Raw genomic sequence first — 15,130 nt, 5'->3', positions numbered from 1 at the left:
CCCGACTCAATGGTCGGGCTTTTTCATTCCTCAAGCGGTGCTTATTTAGCACGGCCTTTGTAGGAACCGCCTTCGCGGGTATCGATCTCGATCATGTCGCCGATTTCGATGAAGTCAGCAACCGACAGCTCGGTACCGTTCTTCAGTTTGGCAGGCTTCATCACCTTGCCGGAAGTATCACCGCGAGCGGAGCCTTCGGTGTAGTCAACCTGACGCACGATAGTGGTCGGCAGTTCTACGGAAACCAGACGCTCTTCGAAGAAGATCGCTTCGCAAACATCGGTCATGCCTTCTTCAACGAAAGGCAGAACGGCTTCGATGTCTTCAGCGTTCAGCTCGTACATGGTGTAGTCAGTGGTGTCCATGAACGTGTAGGAGTCGCCGCTGATGAAGGACAGGGTCGCTTCTTTGCGGTCGAGGATCACGTCGTCCAGTTTGTCGTCGGCGCTGTAAACGGTCTCGGTCTTGTAACCGGTCAACAGGTTTTTCAGCTTGGTCTTCATGATCGCGCTGTTACGACCCGACTTGGTGAATTCAGCTTTCTGAACCAGCCAAGGATCGTTGTCGATACGGATCACCATACCGGGTTTCAGTTCTTTACCAGTTTTCATTGCGAATATCCGAATTTGGATGGGATTTACAAAAATCTAGGCCGCGTATCATATCCAATTTAGGTAAAACTGTACCAGCGCTGCGGCAAGATCTGCCTGCAAGGCTTGTTCCAGACACCACGCCTCGGCATGTTTTTCCAGTTCCGGCCAATGTTTGCGGGTTGATTTCCAGTACTCGCCCATTGTCTCACCTGCATTCCATGCCCGCCATAGACCGCTGATCGCCTCGCCAGCAGGTTTGGACAGGCCTTGGGTGTACAGGGTCAGGAAGGCGTCGAGCTTGTCCAGGTGGATATCTTCGTCCTGCCGATAGATGTGCCAGAGCATTGGCCGGCCTGCCCATTGCGCGCGAACAAAGGAATCTTCGCCGCGCACGGCGTTGAAATCGCAGCTCCACAGCAGCAGGTCATATTGATCCTGCCGGACGAACGGCAGCACTTGCACGGTCAGGGCATCGCGCACATGCACCGCGCCGGCCGTCAGCCCGTCCACTGCGAGCCAGCGTTCGACGTCGCCGAGAATCCGCCCCTCGGGCACCAACAGATGAGTGGGCGTCGAGTCGGCAGCCATGGCGTCGAGCCAACTGGCCAGCCCGTTATTCTCGTAGGCGAACAGCGAGATCAGCTGCGCATTCGGGGCGCGTTCAACCCCCAGGCCTTGCAGGAACTCTCGCTGAGCCTCGGGACTTTGCTGAAACTGCCGACGCCGCTCGAGCAATCCCCTCTCACGCAGCAAGCCACCGGTGCCCTTGCGAAAACCCGGGAAGAAAAAGAACTTCTGCACGTTTTTGTACTTCACCGACGGCAAGCCGTGACAACCGACGACCCAGTCTTCGGCGCTCAGATAATCGAGGTTCATCCACAGCGGCGGCTTTTCCCGCTCGGCCATGGCCTCCATATAAGCACTCGGCAACTGGCAGGCGAACGCGGCGATAACGACATCCGCGGCTTCGGTGGGTTGCCAGTGCGCTGACCACTGCCGCACCTCGACACCCTGCTGCCACTGCTGCGTAGCGTGGATGTCGATTTCTGGACACAACCGCTCGAAGGCCCGCAGGTCATCGACCCACAAGCGCACCGTCACTGAATGTTCGGCCACCAGTTGGCGGGCCAGACGCCAGGTCACACCGATGTCGCCGAAATTGTCGACCACGGTGCAAAAAATATCCCAGCGGGTTTTCATTTCAGGCATCCCAGGTTCCCGTTGGCAAAAGCGCCGATTGTCCGCATAAATTACCCCGCGCAGAAGAGCCGACGACGATTAATCTTCGTGCGACAATCGCCACTCGCCCGCGACCACCCGCCAGGAGGCAGTCATGCCCTACCGTCCCCACCCGCGCCGCTCCATGCCGATCCAGCTCAATGCGCTGCAACTGACCGGCAGCATCGCCCTCGGTTTGTGGCTGGGATTTATCGCGATCGCACTGACTTGCTGGCTCGCCTGGCGCCTGTTGTTCAACGAGCAATTGGCACCCTTGGCCCAGGCGGTGGAGCAACAGGCCAAGCCGCCGGTGATTGAACAACCCGCTGCGCAAAACCCGATGTTCGAACAGTACGAGGAACACCTGCGCAGGAACGATCAGCAGCAAATGGTGGAACAGGCCAGAAGCAGCAAACACAATCTGGCCAATCCAAAATGTCAGTTCTGGCTGCAACAGGACCAGACCGCGCCGAGCGAAAAAAGCCGCGCCAACGTCCTGCAATTCTGCGATTGATCATGAAGCTCTCTATGCACAAGCCGACCGTCCACCAACTGATTATCGACAAGCTGCGGATCGATCTCGACATCGCCGAGCGTGCCGCGCAAACCGCTTACGAAACCGCGACCCACGAAGAAAACATAGCTGAAAACAAGTACGACACCCTGGGGCTGGAGGCGTCTTATCTGGCGGCCGGGCAGGCCAGGCGAGTGGAAGAAATCAGGCTGTCATTGACCCTTTGCCAGAACCTGACACTGCGGCCTTATGACGAGCGGCGCGGCATCGAGGTCGGCGCTCTGCTCGGCCTGGAAGACGAAAAGGGTCGCGAACAATGGCTGTTCCTGGCCCCCGACGCAGCCGGATTGAAGATTGATCTGGTGGGGCAACTGATTACCGTCATCACCCCTCGTTCGCCGCTGGGTAAAAGCCTGCTGGGCAAGTTCGAAGGGGATGAAGTGGAGATTCTGGTGGCGGGCGCTCGGCAACAGTTTGCTGTCACCGAGGTGGTCTAGCGCCTGTTGACGCTTAATGGACCGGCAGTTCGACGCCGTCGAACAGCTCTTCCAGTTCCTGTTTGTTGTGGCACTGAATGGCCTTGGCCATCACTTCGCGGGTCAGGTGCGGAGCGAACTTCTCGATGAAGTCGCACATGAAGCCACGCAGGAAAGTGCCGCGACGGAAACCGATTTTGGTAATACTGGATTCGAACAACTCGCTGGCATCGAGCACCACCAGGTCGCTATCGAGCTTGGTATCGACCGCCATTTTCGCCACGATGCCCACACCCAGCCCCAGGCGAACGTACGTCTTGATCACGTCGGCGTCAGCGGCGGTGAACACCACTTTCGGTGTCAGGCCACGGTGGCTGAAGGCTTCGTCGAGTTTCGAACGGCCGGTGAAGCCGAATACGTACGTCACGATCGGGTATTCGGCCAGGGCTTCGAGGGTCAGCTTCGACAGCTTGGTCAGCGGGTGGCCCTGAGGCACGACCACGCAGCGGTTCCAGCGATAGCACGGCATCATCACCAGATCACCGAACAGCTCCAGGGCTTCGGTGGCGATGGCGAAATCGACGGTGCCGTCCGCAGCCATCTCGGCGATCTGCATCGGCGAACCCTGGTGCATGTGCAGGGCAACATCCGGGTATTGCTTGATGAAATTGCTGATCACCGGTGGCAATGCATAACGCGCCTGGGTGTGGGTGGTGGCGATCGACAGGGTGCCTTTTTTCTCGTTGGAGAATTCCTGGGCGATCTGTTTGATGCTTTCAACTTTGCGCAGGATCTCACCGGCAGTGGTGATGATGCGCTCGCCAGCCGGGGTAACGCGGGTCAGATGCTTGCCGCTGCGGGCGAAAACCTCGACCCCCAATTCGTCTTCCAGCAGACGAATCTGTTTGCTGATGCCCGGTTGCGAGGTGTAGAGGCTTTGGGCTGTAGCAGAAACGTTGAGGTCGTGGTGCGCCACTTCCCAGATGTAGCGCAATTGTTGAAGCTTCATATGAATCCCTCAAAGCAGGTAGACGCCACGGGCATCAGCGACGGTATATAACTATATTAATGGTTAGACCAATAAATCTAGAACTTTTTTGTCAAAATGCCATTATTCGTGTTCTAGCGATCCTCTTTGCGGCGACGCTCTACCAGCGGCACCAAATAGACCGGCACCCTGGCCAGTTGCAACACGCGCGCAGCGGTTCGACCCAACGGCGTTTCCGCGCCAGCACCATGGCTGTGACTCCCTACGATCAGCAAATCGACAGAGAGTTTCTGCGCCTGGTCGAGAATCACCTGCGACGGATCGCCCTGCAGCACCCGCACTGCCTGAATCCGCTGCAAATCCTGCTCTCCTTCATCCCCCAGCTCTTCGCGAAAGTTGTCGAGCACCCGTTGCTGAATATTGGCGATCACATTGTTCAGACCCTGACTGTGAAATTCGTTCAAGGCCTTCTCGTCGAGATAGCTTTGCAACACGGATTCGGCAAACAGCCCCATGGGCTCTACCGCGTGCACCACATACAAGTCGGCATTGAATGTTCGAGCCAGTTCCAAGGCATGCTGCATCACCAATGGTGCGTACAGACCCAAGTCAGTGGCATACAGCATCGAACGAATCATATGACCTCCTCAAATGCCAACATGGCGGAGATTGATTCAGCTTAGCAGTGCCGTGGCGAGTGCGGCGCCCGGCGCAACGTATTGAACCGCCGGGCTTTAAACCGACGGCTCGTTACTGATGCCATGGGGCACGTGCCCGGTGGCGACCACTTCGCGGGCCAGTTCGCAATGGCCTGCCTGATCGTCGAAAAATACGTCGGCGGCAAAGGCTTCGAGAAAAGCTGATTTGGTCAAGCCGCCAAGAAACAGCGATTCGTCCAGACGAATGTCCCATTCGCGCAAGGTACGGATCACCCGTTCATGGGCCGGCGCCGATCGCGCGGTCACCAGCGCGGTACGGATCGGACAGGCATCATCCGGAAACTCGCGCTGCAACAGATTGAGCGCCGCGAGGAAACCTTTGAACGGCCCGCCACGCAAAGGCTCGCGGGCCGCCTCACGCTCGCTGGCCTGAAACGCCGCCAGGCCTCCCGACTGATAGACCCGCTCCGACTCGTCGGAAAACAGCACCGCGTCACCGTCGAAGGCAATGCGCAATTCATCGCTGGCGGCGCGACTGGCACCGCCCGATAGAATAGTCGCTGCGGCGAATCCGGCCTCCAGCGCATTGCGCACATCTTCGGCATGGGTCGAGAGAAACAGGTCGCAACCAAAAGCCTTGAGGTACGGATAAGGACTGCGCCCGCCGACGAACGCCGCACGCGAGATCGACAGGCCATAGTGATGAATCGAGTTGAAAACCCGCAGGCCGGTGTCGGCGCTGTTACGCGACACAAGGATCACCTCGACCCGGGCACGGCCGAGACGGGTATTCAGGTTCAGGAGTTTTTCCACCAACGGGAATGCATCGCCGGGCTCGAGAATTTCGTCTTCGTGTTCGATCTGGTACTGCCGATAAGCCTCGACGCCGCTCGACAGATAGACCTTGTGGCTCTCGCTCAAGTCGAACAGCGCTCGCGAAGAAATCGCCAGCACCAGTTTGTCGTCTATGACATTTGCCATGCCCTTCCCCCTTCTTGACCGACTCAGTGGTTACGTCGGTCGATAAAACTCAAGCTGCGATACAAGGCCTCGATTCGCGGCAACTCACATCCCGCCGCCTTCGCCGCTGCCAGTGGCCGAGTGTAGATGGCGTCCAGTTCCAGCGGCCGCTTGTGCAGAAAATCGTGATGCATGCTCGGCCAGTAGTCGGGCATCTTCTCGGTCATCATGAACAGATAATCGGCGTAACTCGGCGGCATGTCATGACCGCAAGCCTTGGCCCCCTGAACCACTTCGGCCATCAAGGCCTGAATCAGCGCGCGGCTGTCGGCATCCGCCATCAACGGTGTGGTGCTGGCCCCGAGCAGCACCGACAGACCGTTGTAGGGAATATTCCAGACCAGTTTCTGCCAGCGCGCCTGCTGCAGATTCGGCATGGCCTGGGCGTCGATACCGGCCGTGCGGAACAATCCGGCGCCCTCCTCGACGATGTTCATGCGTACCTGTGCATCGGCGGCGGGGCCACTGTGGTAGCCGACATTCACCGCCCCCAGCGCTTGATGGGTGATGACCCCGGGGCCGGCGCGATGGACGCAGATCAGACAAAGCCCGCCCAGCAGATGCAGCGAATCGGGGAGCAACTCGCGCAGATGGTCTTCGACGTCCAGGCCATTTTGCAGCAACAGCACTTTGGCATCAGGTGCCGCGGCTTGAATAATGGCCGGTGCCAGGTCCGCGTTGCTGGTGGTCTTGGCGCCCACCAGCAGCCAGTCACAGGGCGGCATGTCGGCAGCCGACGAACAGGCCTGGACCGGGTTCAGGGTCAGCGGGCCCAACGACGCATGGTCAAGATGCAAGCCGCGTTCGGCCACCGCTGAAAACTCGCTGCGCAACAGAAAATGCACATCGAAGCCGGCACGCGCCAGCATCAGCCCGTAGAAACCACCGATCGCGCCGGTCCCGATAATGCCGATTGTCGGCTTGGCCACTGTGCCTGTCATGGCAGCTCCTCTGCTGGTCGATTCAACGCCTGGTCCACAGCCTCGTTGAGCGCTGTGCGGGTCAGGCGCGACTGTAGCGCCCCGAAATACTCACCGTCGCGCACCACAAACAGTGCCGGCAAATGAAAGACCCGATAACGCTCAACCACCCCGCCATTGCTTCCGGCATCGATCCAGCACAGCCGATCGACCGCCAGTTCGAGCCTGGGCAACTGCTCGCGGGCAAAACGGCAACTGGCACAGCCGACGCTGGTAAAAATCACCAGTGAAATGCCGCTCATTGCCAGCAACCGTTGGTCGGCGTCGAAATCGGTCAGTTCCGATTCGACCACTATACTGGGAGAAACAGTGTCAAGTGGCCGACACAGGGAGTCCGTGTTCATGAGACGTTATCTTCCTCATCCTGACGATGTGCCCGTCGAATTAACGTTGCTCAAACATGAGTGTATTTCGCGGCAAGAGCTGCACACTATCAGCCTCGGCGGCATGGCTTGCAATTACCACCGCGCGTGGCGCCACGGTACGGCGCTGGAAATACGCATGCCGACCCTGAACCCGGACTTGCGTTTCCTGGGTTATGTGGCGTGGTGCTTGCGACGCAAACGCGGCTATCTGGTGGGGATCGCCTTCGTCGACGAACAGACGCTGTTTTGCGCTCGGATGGGTGAGCAGATCTGCCAGATCGAACGTTACTGCCGTCAGCATGAACCCCAAAGCCAACAGCAGAACAATGAGACCCTGGCCCTCGAATGGGTCCAGCAGCACGCCGACGAGTTCTCCCACGATACAGTCAGCAAGGCATTTGCGCAGCCAATGGCCGGTTAGGGTGCATTCCCCATCAGTTTCCCCGCCACGGTGGGGGAAACTGATGGGGAATGCCCATTAAACCGGTGTCTGCCCATTGTCGAGCCACGGTGTAACGCGCTAAGGTTCTGCTCCCCGACGCGCTTAATTTGCTGTGCTCCGCCGCGCGGGTTCGCTGGCGGCCGGCACCCGTGACCTGACGAGTAAACGATGGCTGATTTACCGATCAACGACCTAAACGTCGCCTCCAACGAGACCCTGATCACTCCCGATCAGCTCAAGCGTGATATCCCTCTGAGCGACGCTGCCCTGCGCACCGTCACCAAGGGCCGCGAAGTCATTCGCAACATTCTTGATGGCACCGACCACCGCCTGTTCGTCGTGATCGGGCCGTGCTCGATCCATGACATCAAGGCTGCCCACGAATACGCCGAGCGCCTGAAAGTGCTCGCGGCCGAAGTGTCCGATACCCTGTATCTGGTCATGCGCGTGTATTTCGAGAAGCCACGCACCACCGTTGGCTGGAAAGGCCTGATCAACGATCCGTACCTGGACGACTCGTTCAAGATTCAGGATGGCCTGCACATCGGTCGTCAGTTGCTGCTGGACCTGGCCGAGATGGGCCTGCCGACCGCAACCGAAGCCCTCGACCCGATCTCCCCGCAATACTTGCAGGACCTGATCAGCTGGTCGGCGATCGGCGCACGCACCACCGAATCCCAGACGCACCGTGAAATGGCTTCCGGCCTGTCTTCGGCCGTCGGCTTCAAGAACGGCACCGATGGCGGCCTGACGGTGGCCATCAACGCCCTGCAATCGGTTTCCAGCCCGCACCGTTTCCTGGGCATCAACCAGGAAGGTGGCGTATCGATCGTCACCACCAAGGGCAACGCCTATGGTCACGTGGTACTGCGCGGTGGCAACGGCAAGCCGAACTACGATTCGGTCAGCGTCGCGCTCTGCGAGCAAGCACTGAAAAAGGCCAACATCAAGCCGAACATCATGGTCGATTGCAGCCACGCCAACTCCAACAAGGATCCGGCCCTGCAACCGCTGGTGATGGAGAACGTCGCCAACCAGATCCTCGAAGGCAACCAGTCAATCATCGGCCTGATGGTCGAGAGCCACTTGAACTGGGGCTGCCAGGCAATCCCGAAAGACCTCGCCGACCTGCAATACGGCGTGTCGATCACCGATGCCTGTATCGATTGGACTGCCACTGAAAACACCTTGCGCAGCATGCATGCCAAGCTCAAGGACGTGTTGCCTAAACGCAATCGCAGCTGATCGCCGTTTCGCGCATAAAAAAACGCCAGGTTTGAACCTGGCGTTTTTTTATGCGTTGGTTTTGCTCACAGCTTGGCAGCATGCCGCTGATGACGCTCCATGTAGCGCTCCACGTAGGAGCACGATGGAATCACCGTGTAGCCCATTTCATCAGCGTATTGCAGCGCCTGCTCGGTCAAAGCCGCCGCAATGCCGCGACCACGCAACGCGTTGGGCACAAAAGTGCGATAAATATCCAGGGTCTGTTTTCCCAGATCCATATAGGTCAGGTAGGCACGATAACCGTCCACAGTGGTCTCGAACTGATGACCAGCCTGGTCATGGTGGATGGACAACGCCTCGCTCATCACTACTCCTCGCGGGTCTTTAATTCTGACCCCTACCTTACCGATGTTTTTCCGGCGAAGGAACAACTACGCCACCCCGTGCCTGAATGGACACCGAGAGAGCCGCACCAATCTCGCGCAACCGAGCACGTATCAAATAGTAGGCACCATTGGCAAAAATGCTCAAGGGACGCTCGTCATTGTGCATCGGGTGGCGGGTGTTGCCGCGGATTACGCAGGAACGGCTCGACCGAACGGGTCAAAGCCTGAACATTGCCGGATATTGAGACTTAAGACGAGCGCCCTTTGTTTAAGTCACCTCAACATGGATAAAGATATGCGAGCGGCTGCGCAAAATTCGAACACAAGTGTAGACAAACCCATCTAGACGGACTTTGGGCAAGACCAAAAAACAGCCGCCGAGCCAGGGAACTTTTTCCCAACGGCTCGCTCAGTTCGGGCCTCGTAGCTGGATATTTTTTATACAACGCAGTTAAAAGTTGCTCGAAAAAGAATCAACGCCTACAATTTTTTTTGCTTCTTGCGCTACGTCAGTTTACTTACTACAAGTAATGGGTAGTATGTACGCCGGCTATTTCCTCACTCTGAGGAGACAGCTACTTAATAGAAAGTCCTTGAAGGGGAACACGATGAACAACGTTCTGAAATTCTCTGCTCTGGCTCTGGCCGCAGTTCTGGCTACCGGTTGCAGCAGCGTATCGAAAGAAACTGAAGCACGTCTGACTGCTACTGAAGACGCAGCAGCTCGCTCCCAAGCTCGTGCAGACGAAGCTTACCGTAAAGCTGATGAAGCTCTGGCTGCTGCTCAAAAAGCACAACAGACTGCTGACGAAGCTAACGAGCGTGCTCTGCGCATGCTGGAAAAAGCTAGCCGCAAGTAATAATCCTTCGGGATTGTTATCAAGCCGATCCATTTTTTGGGTCGGCTTTTTTATTGCCTGAGGTTTCTGCAGGCCATAAAAAACCCGCCGATGCGGCCTGCATCGGCGGGTTGCTTTAACGCGTTACTGCTGCAGGTCGATCGGCGCACTCGAGACCATCGGTGCCGACGTATTCGGCACGGCGATTTCCACCGGCAGGCCATCCTCAGCGGCGACCACGTCGCGCACTACATCCCAGTTCATGCGCAAGTTGTTGGTGATGTCCTCACGCTTGAGCATCGCATTGATCACGGCGGTGTGCTTGTCGACCACCGAAGGGTTGCCTTTGTCATCCAGCGGCGTGTGCGCTTCCAGATAAACCTTGCCGCCACTGAGGCCGAACTTGTACGGATCGTTGAGGATGCGTACCGACGTCCCTACCGGCACCATGCTGGCCATTTCCAGCACGTTGTTGTTGAACATGCGGAAGCAACCGTGGCTGGTACGCATGCCAATGCCGAACTTCTTGTTCGAACCGTGGATAAGGTACCCCGGAGTGCCCAGGGTGAATTTGAATGGCCCCAGCGGGTTATCCGGGCCGGCCGGCACTACGTTCGGCAGTGGGTCGCCATCGGCGGCGTGCTCAGCCTTGATCGACGCTGGAGGGGTCCAGGTCGGGTTCGGCGTCTTGGCGACGATGCTGGTGTGGGCAATCGGCGAACCCCAGCCTTCACGGCCGATACCCAGCGGGAAGGTGTACACCACGTTCCGGCCTTTCGGGTAGTAGTAGAGGCGGTATTCAGCCAGATTGATGACGATGCCTTCACGCGGGCCAGGTGGCAGGATGAAGCGCGTCGGCAGGACGATTTCGGTACCGGCGCCCGGCAGCCATGGATCGACGCCAGGGTTGGCCGCGACCATTTCCAAATAGCCCAGGTCGTAGGTGGTGCCAAGGTCGGCGAAGGTGTCTTCGTATTTGGCCTTGATCACTTGCACCTGGCCGACAATGTCTTCACCGGGTGGTGGCAGGGGCAACTCCAATGCTGCAACGGGACCCGCCACGCAGAGCGCAGCAAGAGACAGGCAGCGGGTGACGGCGGGAAAGCGCGGCAACATCCGGAAAATCCTTCGCATGATCGACAAGGGTATAAAAACCCGATTGTACACCGCCGCCCGTTATTTCGGGGAGATGCAAGACCTGCGGCGAGGGGGATTACCTGTGGTGGAAGCTTTCCTGTGGCAAGGGAGCTACAGCTCGAACCGCAACTCAGGCCAGATCGGGGAAGTGCCGCGTTTTTGCGATTCCAGAATGGCCCGGCACAGCGAGCACAGGCGCTGGTCCTGGAAGACCGTGCGATCGACGCTCGACCAGCGTGGTTGCGCCGGCAACAGGCTGCCGCACAGGGTTCGGTCCGCCGAGCCGCCCAGTTCCAGCTGACGGGTCACCAGATGCACCCGCACTTCCTGGCAGGCGAACAGATCCAGCTGTTCGTCAGGCTCGATCAGTTGATAGGCAAAAAGGGACCAGGCGGGACGCGGCATCGGGGCCTCCAAATCGGGGGCGCCACCTTAGCCGAAACGCCGCCGCTAGAAAAGCGTCAAAGCAGCGGTTTCAGTGTCGGCCAGACATTTTCCAGCAACTTGCCCTGAGCCCCCGCCGCCGGGTGCAGGCCGTCGGATTGCATCAGGTCTGGATGACCGCCCACGCCGTCGAGAAAAAACGGCACCAGCGGGATTTTTTTCTCGTCGGCCACCTTGGTGAAAGCCTCGGCAAATGCCTGGGTGTAACGCGCACCGTAGTTGGGCGGCAACTGCATGCCCAGCAGCAGTACCTTGGCACCACTGGCGCGGGAGCTGTCGATCATCGATGCAAGATTTTGTTGCAATTGTGTTGGCAGCATTCCGCGCAGTCCGTCATTGCCCCCCAACTCGAGGATAACCAGCTCAGGCTTATGCTCTGCAAGCAGCGCCGGCAGGCGTGCCCGGCCTCCGGCACTGGTGTCGCCACTGATGGATGCATTGACCACCTTATCGTCGAAACCTTCGTGCTTGAGCCGTTGCTCGAGCAATGACACCCACCCCAACCGGGTATCCAGGCCGAAACCGGCGCTGATACTATCGCCAACGATCAGGACTGTACCCGCCGCTGCGTTCTGGGCCATGCACATCAAGGCCAGGCCAGCACTCAAAAACCACACACGCATCGGATTCTCCATGGGCGCAAGCATTCTCACCGCGAAGAACCTCAGCAAAGTGGTTCCCAGCGCGGAAGGTGAACTGACTATCCTGCACGAACTCAGCCTGGAACTGAACAAGGGCGATAGCCTGGCCATTGTCGGCGCCTCCGGTTCCGGCAAATCCACCCTCCTCGGTCTGCTTGCCGGCCTCGACCTGCCGAGCAGCGGCGAAGTCACTCTCGCCGGCCAAGGCCTGAGCAATCTCGACGAAGACCAGCGCGCGCGCATTCGCGCCGAGCACGTGGGGTTTGTCTTCCAATCCTTTCAACTGCTCGACAGCCTCAACGCCCTGGAAAACGTCATGCTGCCGCTGGAACTCGATGGCCGCAAAGACGCCCGTGAGCGCGCCACCGAGCTGTTGCAACGGGTCGGCCTGGGTCAACGCCTGACCCACTCGCCGCGCCAGCTCTCCGGTGGCGAACAGCAGCGTGTGGCGATTGCCCGTGCCTTCGCCGCCGAGCCCGATGTGTTGTTCGCCGATGAGCCCACCGGCAACCTCGACAGCCACACTGGCGAGCGCATCAGCGATCTGCTATTCGAACTCAACAAGGAACGCGGCACCACCCTGGTGCTGGTAACTCATGACGAACGCCTGGCACATCGCTGCCGGCGCCTGATCCGCCTTGAAGCCGGCCTGCTGGTCGCCCCTCTGGAGCCTTGATGGCACGCCTGCCGCTGTTGCGCCTGTTCAGTCTCGCCATTCGCCAACTGCTGCGCGATGCCCGCGCCGGTGAGTTGCGCGTGTTGTTCTTCGCCTTGCTGGTGGCCGTGGCGGCGAGTACCGCCATCGGTTACTTCGGCGCCCGCCTGAACGGCGCCATGATGCTGCGCGCCACAGAGTTTCTCGGCGCCGACCTGTTGCTGGAAGGCAGTTCGCCGGCGCGGCCGGAACAGATCAACAGTGGCATCGAGCTGGGCCTTGAACATGCTCAGGTGGTGGAATTTTCCAGTGTCATTGCCACCGACAACGGCATTCAGCTGTCCAGCATCAAAGCCGCCGATGACGTCTACCCGTTGCGCGGCGAACTGAAAAGCGCCCCCGCGCCGTTCGCGCAGGAAGCACCCGGTGGCGGTCCGAAACCCGGCGAAGCCTGGGTTGAAGCGCGACTGCTGACTGCGCTGGACTTGAAGATCGGCGACAGCATCGATGTCGGCATGAAAACCCTGAAACTGGCGCGGGTGCTGACCTACGAACCGGATCGCGCCGGCAACTTCTACAGCCTGACGCCACGGGTGCTGATCAATCTCAGCGACCTCGAGGCGACCGGCGTGGTGCAACCCGGCAGCCGGGTCAGTTACCGCGAACTCTGGCGCGGCAACGCCCAGGCGCTGGAAACCTATCGTCAATTGATCAAGCCAGGCCTGGCCGCCAACCAGCGCATCCAGGATGCCCGCGATGGCAATCGGCAGATCGGCGGTGCCTTGGGCAAGGCCGAACGTTACTTGAACATGGCCAGCCTGGTAGCGGTGCTGCTGTCCGGCGTGGCGGTGGCGTTGTCGGCGACACGCTTCGCCACCCGCCGATTCGATGCCAGTGCATTGCTGCGCTGTCTGGGCCTGTCCCGCCGGGAAACCATGGTGCTGTTCAGTCTGCAACTGACGGTTCTCGGACTGCTCGCCAGCATCAGCGGCGCCCTGCTTGGGTGGCTGGCGCAGCTCGGGCTGTTTGCGCTGCTGCATGATTTACTGCCGACTGACGTTCCACCGGGAGGCCTGTTGCCGGCCATTGCGGGGATCGGCACCGGGCTGGTCGCGCTGGCCGGTTTCGCCCTGCCGCCGTTGGCCGCTTTGGGGCGAGTCCCACCGCTACGGGTATTGCGCCGGGACTTGCTACCGATTCCCTCCAGCACCTGGATGGTCTATGGCGCGGCGTTGGGCGCCCTCGGCCTGATCATGTGGCGTTTGAGCCTGGACCTGGTGCTGACTTTCGCCCTGCTCGGCGGCGGCGTGATCGCGGCACTGGTGCTTGGCGGTTTGCTCTTGCTGCTGCTCAAGAGCCTGCGCCGGATGCTGGCCCGCGCCTCATTGCCATGGCGTCTGGGGTTGGGCCAACTGTTGCGCCATCCACTGGCGGCGGCGGGTCAATCCCTGGCCTTCGGCTTGATTCTGCTGTCGATGGCGTTGATCGCTTTGCTGCGTGGCGAGCTGCTCGACACCTGGCAAAACCAGTTGCCGAAAAATGCCCCGAACTATTTCGCCCTGAACATTCTGCCGGCGGACAAACAAGCCTTCAGCGATCGGTTGATGGAGCTGTCAGCACAATCGGCACCGCTGTACCCGGTGGTGCCGGGACGGCTGATCAGCATCAATGGCAAACCGGTGCAGGAGATCGTCAGCAAGGACTCGGCCGGTGACCGGGCCATTCAACGCGACCTGAGCCTGACCTGGGCGGCGGACCTGCCGGCGGGCAACAAGCTCACCGCCGGCAACTGGTGGGATCAGCAACCGGCGGATGAACTACCCGGTGTTTCGGTGGAAGGCAAAGTTGCCGAAAGCCTCAAGCTCAAGCTCGGCGATCACATGGTGTTTAGCGTTGGCGGGGTCAATCGGGAGGCGAAAGTCACCAGCCTGCGGGAGATCAACTGGGACAACTTCCAGCCGAACTTTTTCATGATCTTCCAACCCGGCACCTTGAAGGATTTGCCGGCGACCTACCTGACCAGTTTCTATCTGGCACCCGGTCACGACCAGCAGATCGTCGACCTGTCCCGCAGTTTTCCAGCGGTGACCATCCTGCAAGTCGAAGCGTTGCTGGAGCAATTGCGCAGCATTCTCGCGCAAGTGACCCTGGCAGTGGAGTACGTGCTGTTGTTCGTGTTGGCGGCGGGGATGGCGGTATTGTTCTCCGGCTTGCAGGCCACCCTCGATGAACGTATTCGCCAAGGCGCGTTGCTGCGAGCGCTGGGCGCCGAACGGCAGTTGCTGGTCAGGGCCCGGCGAATCGAGTTCGGTTTGCTCGGCGCGGTCAGCGGGCTGTTGGCGGCATTGGGCTCGGAACTGGTGAGCCTGGTGCTCTACCGCTACGCCTTCGATCTGCCCTGGCATCCGCATCCATGGCTGCTGGTCATGCCGCTGATCGGCGCGGCGCTGATCGGCGGTGCCGGTGTGTTCGGCACGCGCCGCGCCTTGAACGCCAGCCCGCTGACAGTCTTGCGCGAGGGTTGATAAACTCAAGTACGCTTGTTT

18 protein-coding genes are annotated in these 15,130 nt (G+C 59.5%); 7 read left to right on the top strand and 11 right to left on the bottom strand.

The window, feature by feature from the left end; translation table 11 throughout:
• Positions 1-41: 41 nt before the first annotated feature.
• Both AC07VO_RS14290 and earP read right to left on the bottom strand, forming a co-directional pair.
• Positions 42-611, bottom strand: a complete 570-nt coding sequence (locus tag AC07VO_RS14290) for an elongation factor P (protein WP_007940000.1) — start codon at positions 609-611, stop codon at positions 42-44.
• 48 nt (positions 612-659) lie between these two features.
• Positions 660-1,802, bottom strand: coding sequence for an elongation factor P maturation arginine rhamnosyltransferase EarP (gene earP, locus AC07VO_RS14285; protein ID WP_032834260.1), 1,143 nt, complete (start codon positions 1,800-1,802; stop codon positions 660-662).
• Between the two features lie 124 nt (positions 1,803-1,926).
• On the opposite strand from earP, the gene AC07VO_RS14280 reads away from it, so the two are divergent.
• Both AC07VO_RS14280 and AC07VO_RS14275 read left to right on the top strand, forming a co-directional pair.
• Positions 1,927-2,325, top strand: coding sequence for a hypothetical protein (locus AC07VO_RS14280; RefSeq protein ID WP_064616722.1), 399 nt, complete (start codon positions 1,927-1,929; stop codon positions 2,323-2,325).
• A gap of 14 nt (positions 2,326-2,339) precedes the next feature.
• On the top strand, positions 2,340-2,822 hold the full coding sequence (locus AC07VO_RS14275; RefSeq protein ID WP_018929794.1) for a GreA/GreB family elongation factor: 483 nt from the start codon (positions 2,340-2,342) through the stop codon (positions 2,820-2,822).
• Between the two features lie 13 nt (positions 2,823-2,835).
• On the opposite strand, the gene cysB is transcribed toward AC07VO_RS14275, so the two are convergent.
• The 5 genes from cysB to AC07VO_RS14250 form a co-directional block, all read right to left on the bottom strand.
• Positions 2,836-3,810: an HTH-type transcriptional regulator CysB gene (gene cysB, locus AC07VO_RS14270; RefSeq protein WP_007899921.1), complete on the bottom strand. Its 975-nt coding sequence runs from the start codon at positions 3,808-3,810 to the stop codon at positions 2,836-2,838.
• A 113-nt stretch (positions 3,811-3,923) separates the two neighbouring features.
• A complete protein-coding gene (locus AC07VO_RS14265) occupies positions 3,924-4,427 on the bottom strand; it encodes a universal stress protein (RefSeq protein WP_007939995.1) in 504 nt (167 codons plus the stop codon).
• 96 nt (positions 4,428-4,523) lie between these two features.
• Positions 4,524-5,429, bottom strand: coding sequence for a 5'-nucleotidase (locus AC07VO_RS14260; RefSeq protein ID WP_018929795.1), 906 nt, complete (start codon positions 5,427-5,429; stop codon positions 4,524-4,526).
• Positions 5,430-5,452: 23 nt separating this feature from the next.
• On the bottom strand, positions 5,453-6,409 hold the full coding sequence (locus AC07VO_RS14255; RefSeq protein ID WP_192350971.1) for a putative 2-dehydropantoate 2-reductase: 957 nt from the start codon (positions 6,407-6,409) through the stop codon (positions 5,453-5,455).
• Positions 6,406-6,792, bottom strand: coding sequence for a thioredoxin family protein (locus AC07VO_RS14250; RefSeq protein ID WP_007939991.1), 387 nt, complete (start codon positions 6,790-6,792; stop codon positions 6,406-6,408). Before AC07VO_RS14250 ends, AC07VO_RS14255 begins: the two co-directional genes overlap by 4 nt.
• Here AC07VO_RS14250 and AC07VO_RS14245 point away from each other — a divergent pair.
• Positions 6,791-7,234: a PilZ domain-containing protein gene (locus tag AC07VO_RS14245; protein ID WP_081625788.1), complete on the top strand. Its 444-nt coding sequence runs from the start codon at positions 6,791-6,793 to the stop codon at positions 7,232-7,234. The two genes, AC07VO_RS14250 and AC07VO_RS14245, sit on opposite strands and share 2 nt — an antisense overlap.
• A 189-nt stretch (positions 7,235-7,423) precedes the next feature.
• Complete coding sequence (locus AC07VO_RS14240; RefSeq protein WP_018929799.1) at positions 7,424-8,500, top strand: 3-deoxy-7-phosphoheptulonate synthase; 1,077 nt, start codon at positions 7,424-7,426, stop codon at positions 8,498-8,500.
• 65 nt (positions 8,501-8,565) lie between these two features.
• On the opposite strand, the gene AC07VO_RS14235 is transcribed toward AC07VO_RS14240, so the two are convergent.
• Positions 8,566-8,847, bottom strand: a complete 282-nt coding sequence (locus AC07VO_RS14235; protein ID WP_007939987.1) for a GNAT family N-acetyltransferase — start codon at positions 8,845-8,847, stop codon at positions 8,566-8,568.
• 629 nt (positions 8,848-9,476) lie between these two features.
• Between AC07VO_RS14235 and oprI the strand changes: the two genes are divergently transcribed.
• Positions 9,477-9,728: an outer membrane lipoprotei OprI gene (gene oprI / locus AC07VO_RS14230; RefSeq protein WP_003172710.1), complete on the top strand. Its 252-nt coding sequence runs from the start codon at positions 9,477-9,479 to the stop codon at positions 9,726-9,728.
• 123 nt (positions 9,729-9,851) lie between these two features.
• Here oprI and AC07VO_RS14225 read toward each other — a convergent pair whose 3' ends face one another.
• The 3 genes from AC07VO_RS14225 to AC07VO_RS14215 all read right to left on the bottom strand — a co-directional run bounded on the left by AC07VO_RS14225 (position 9,852) and on the right by AC07VO_RS14215 (position 11,911).
• Complete coding sequence (locus AC07VO_RS14225) at positions 9,852-10,823, bottom strand: L,D-transpeptidase family protein (protein ID WP_018929800.1); 972 nt, start codon at positions 10,821-10,823, stop codon at positions 9,852-9,854.
• Positions 10,824-10,955: 132 nt separating this feature from the next.
• Positions 10,956-11,249 (bottom strand): hypothetical protein, encoded by a 294-nt coding sequence (locus AC07VO_RS14220; RefSeq protein WP_007899882.1) that lies wholly within the window; start codon positions 11,247-11,249, stop codon positions 10,956-10,958.
• Between the two features lie 56 nt (positions 11,250-11,305).
• Positions 11,306-11,911 (bottom strand): arylesterase, encoded by a 606-nt coding sequence (locus AC07VO_RS14215; protein ID WP_018929801.1) that lies wholly within the window; start codon positions 11,909-11,911, stop codon positions 11,306-11,308.
• A gap of 10 nt (positions 11,912-11,921) precedes the next feature.
• Here AC07VO_RS14215 and AC07VO_RS14210 point away from each other — a divergent pair, with 10 nt between their 5' ends.
• Complete coding sequence (locus tag AC07VO_RS14210; protein WP_007939984.1) at positions 11,922-12,605, top strand: ABC transporter ATP-binding protein; 684 nt, start codon at positions 11,922-11,924, stop codon at positions 12,603-12,605.
• Complete coding sequence (locus tag AC07VO_RS14205; protein ID WP_064616715.1) at positions 12,605-15,109, top strand: ABC transporter permease; 2,505 nt, start codon at positions 12,605-12,607, stop codon at positions 15,107-15,109. The genes AC07VO_RS14210 and AC07VO_RS14205 overlap by 1 nt, the downstream gene beginning before the upstream one ends.
• Positions 15,110-15,130 lie beyond the last annotated feature (21 nt).

It is taken from the genome of Pseudomonas sp. GW821-FHT03E01 (assembly GCF_059420765.1).
Note: the sequence above shows the minus strand (reverse complement) of the source record. Positions and strands in the feature narration are given on the sequence as shown.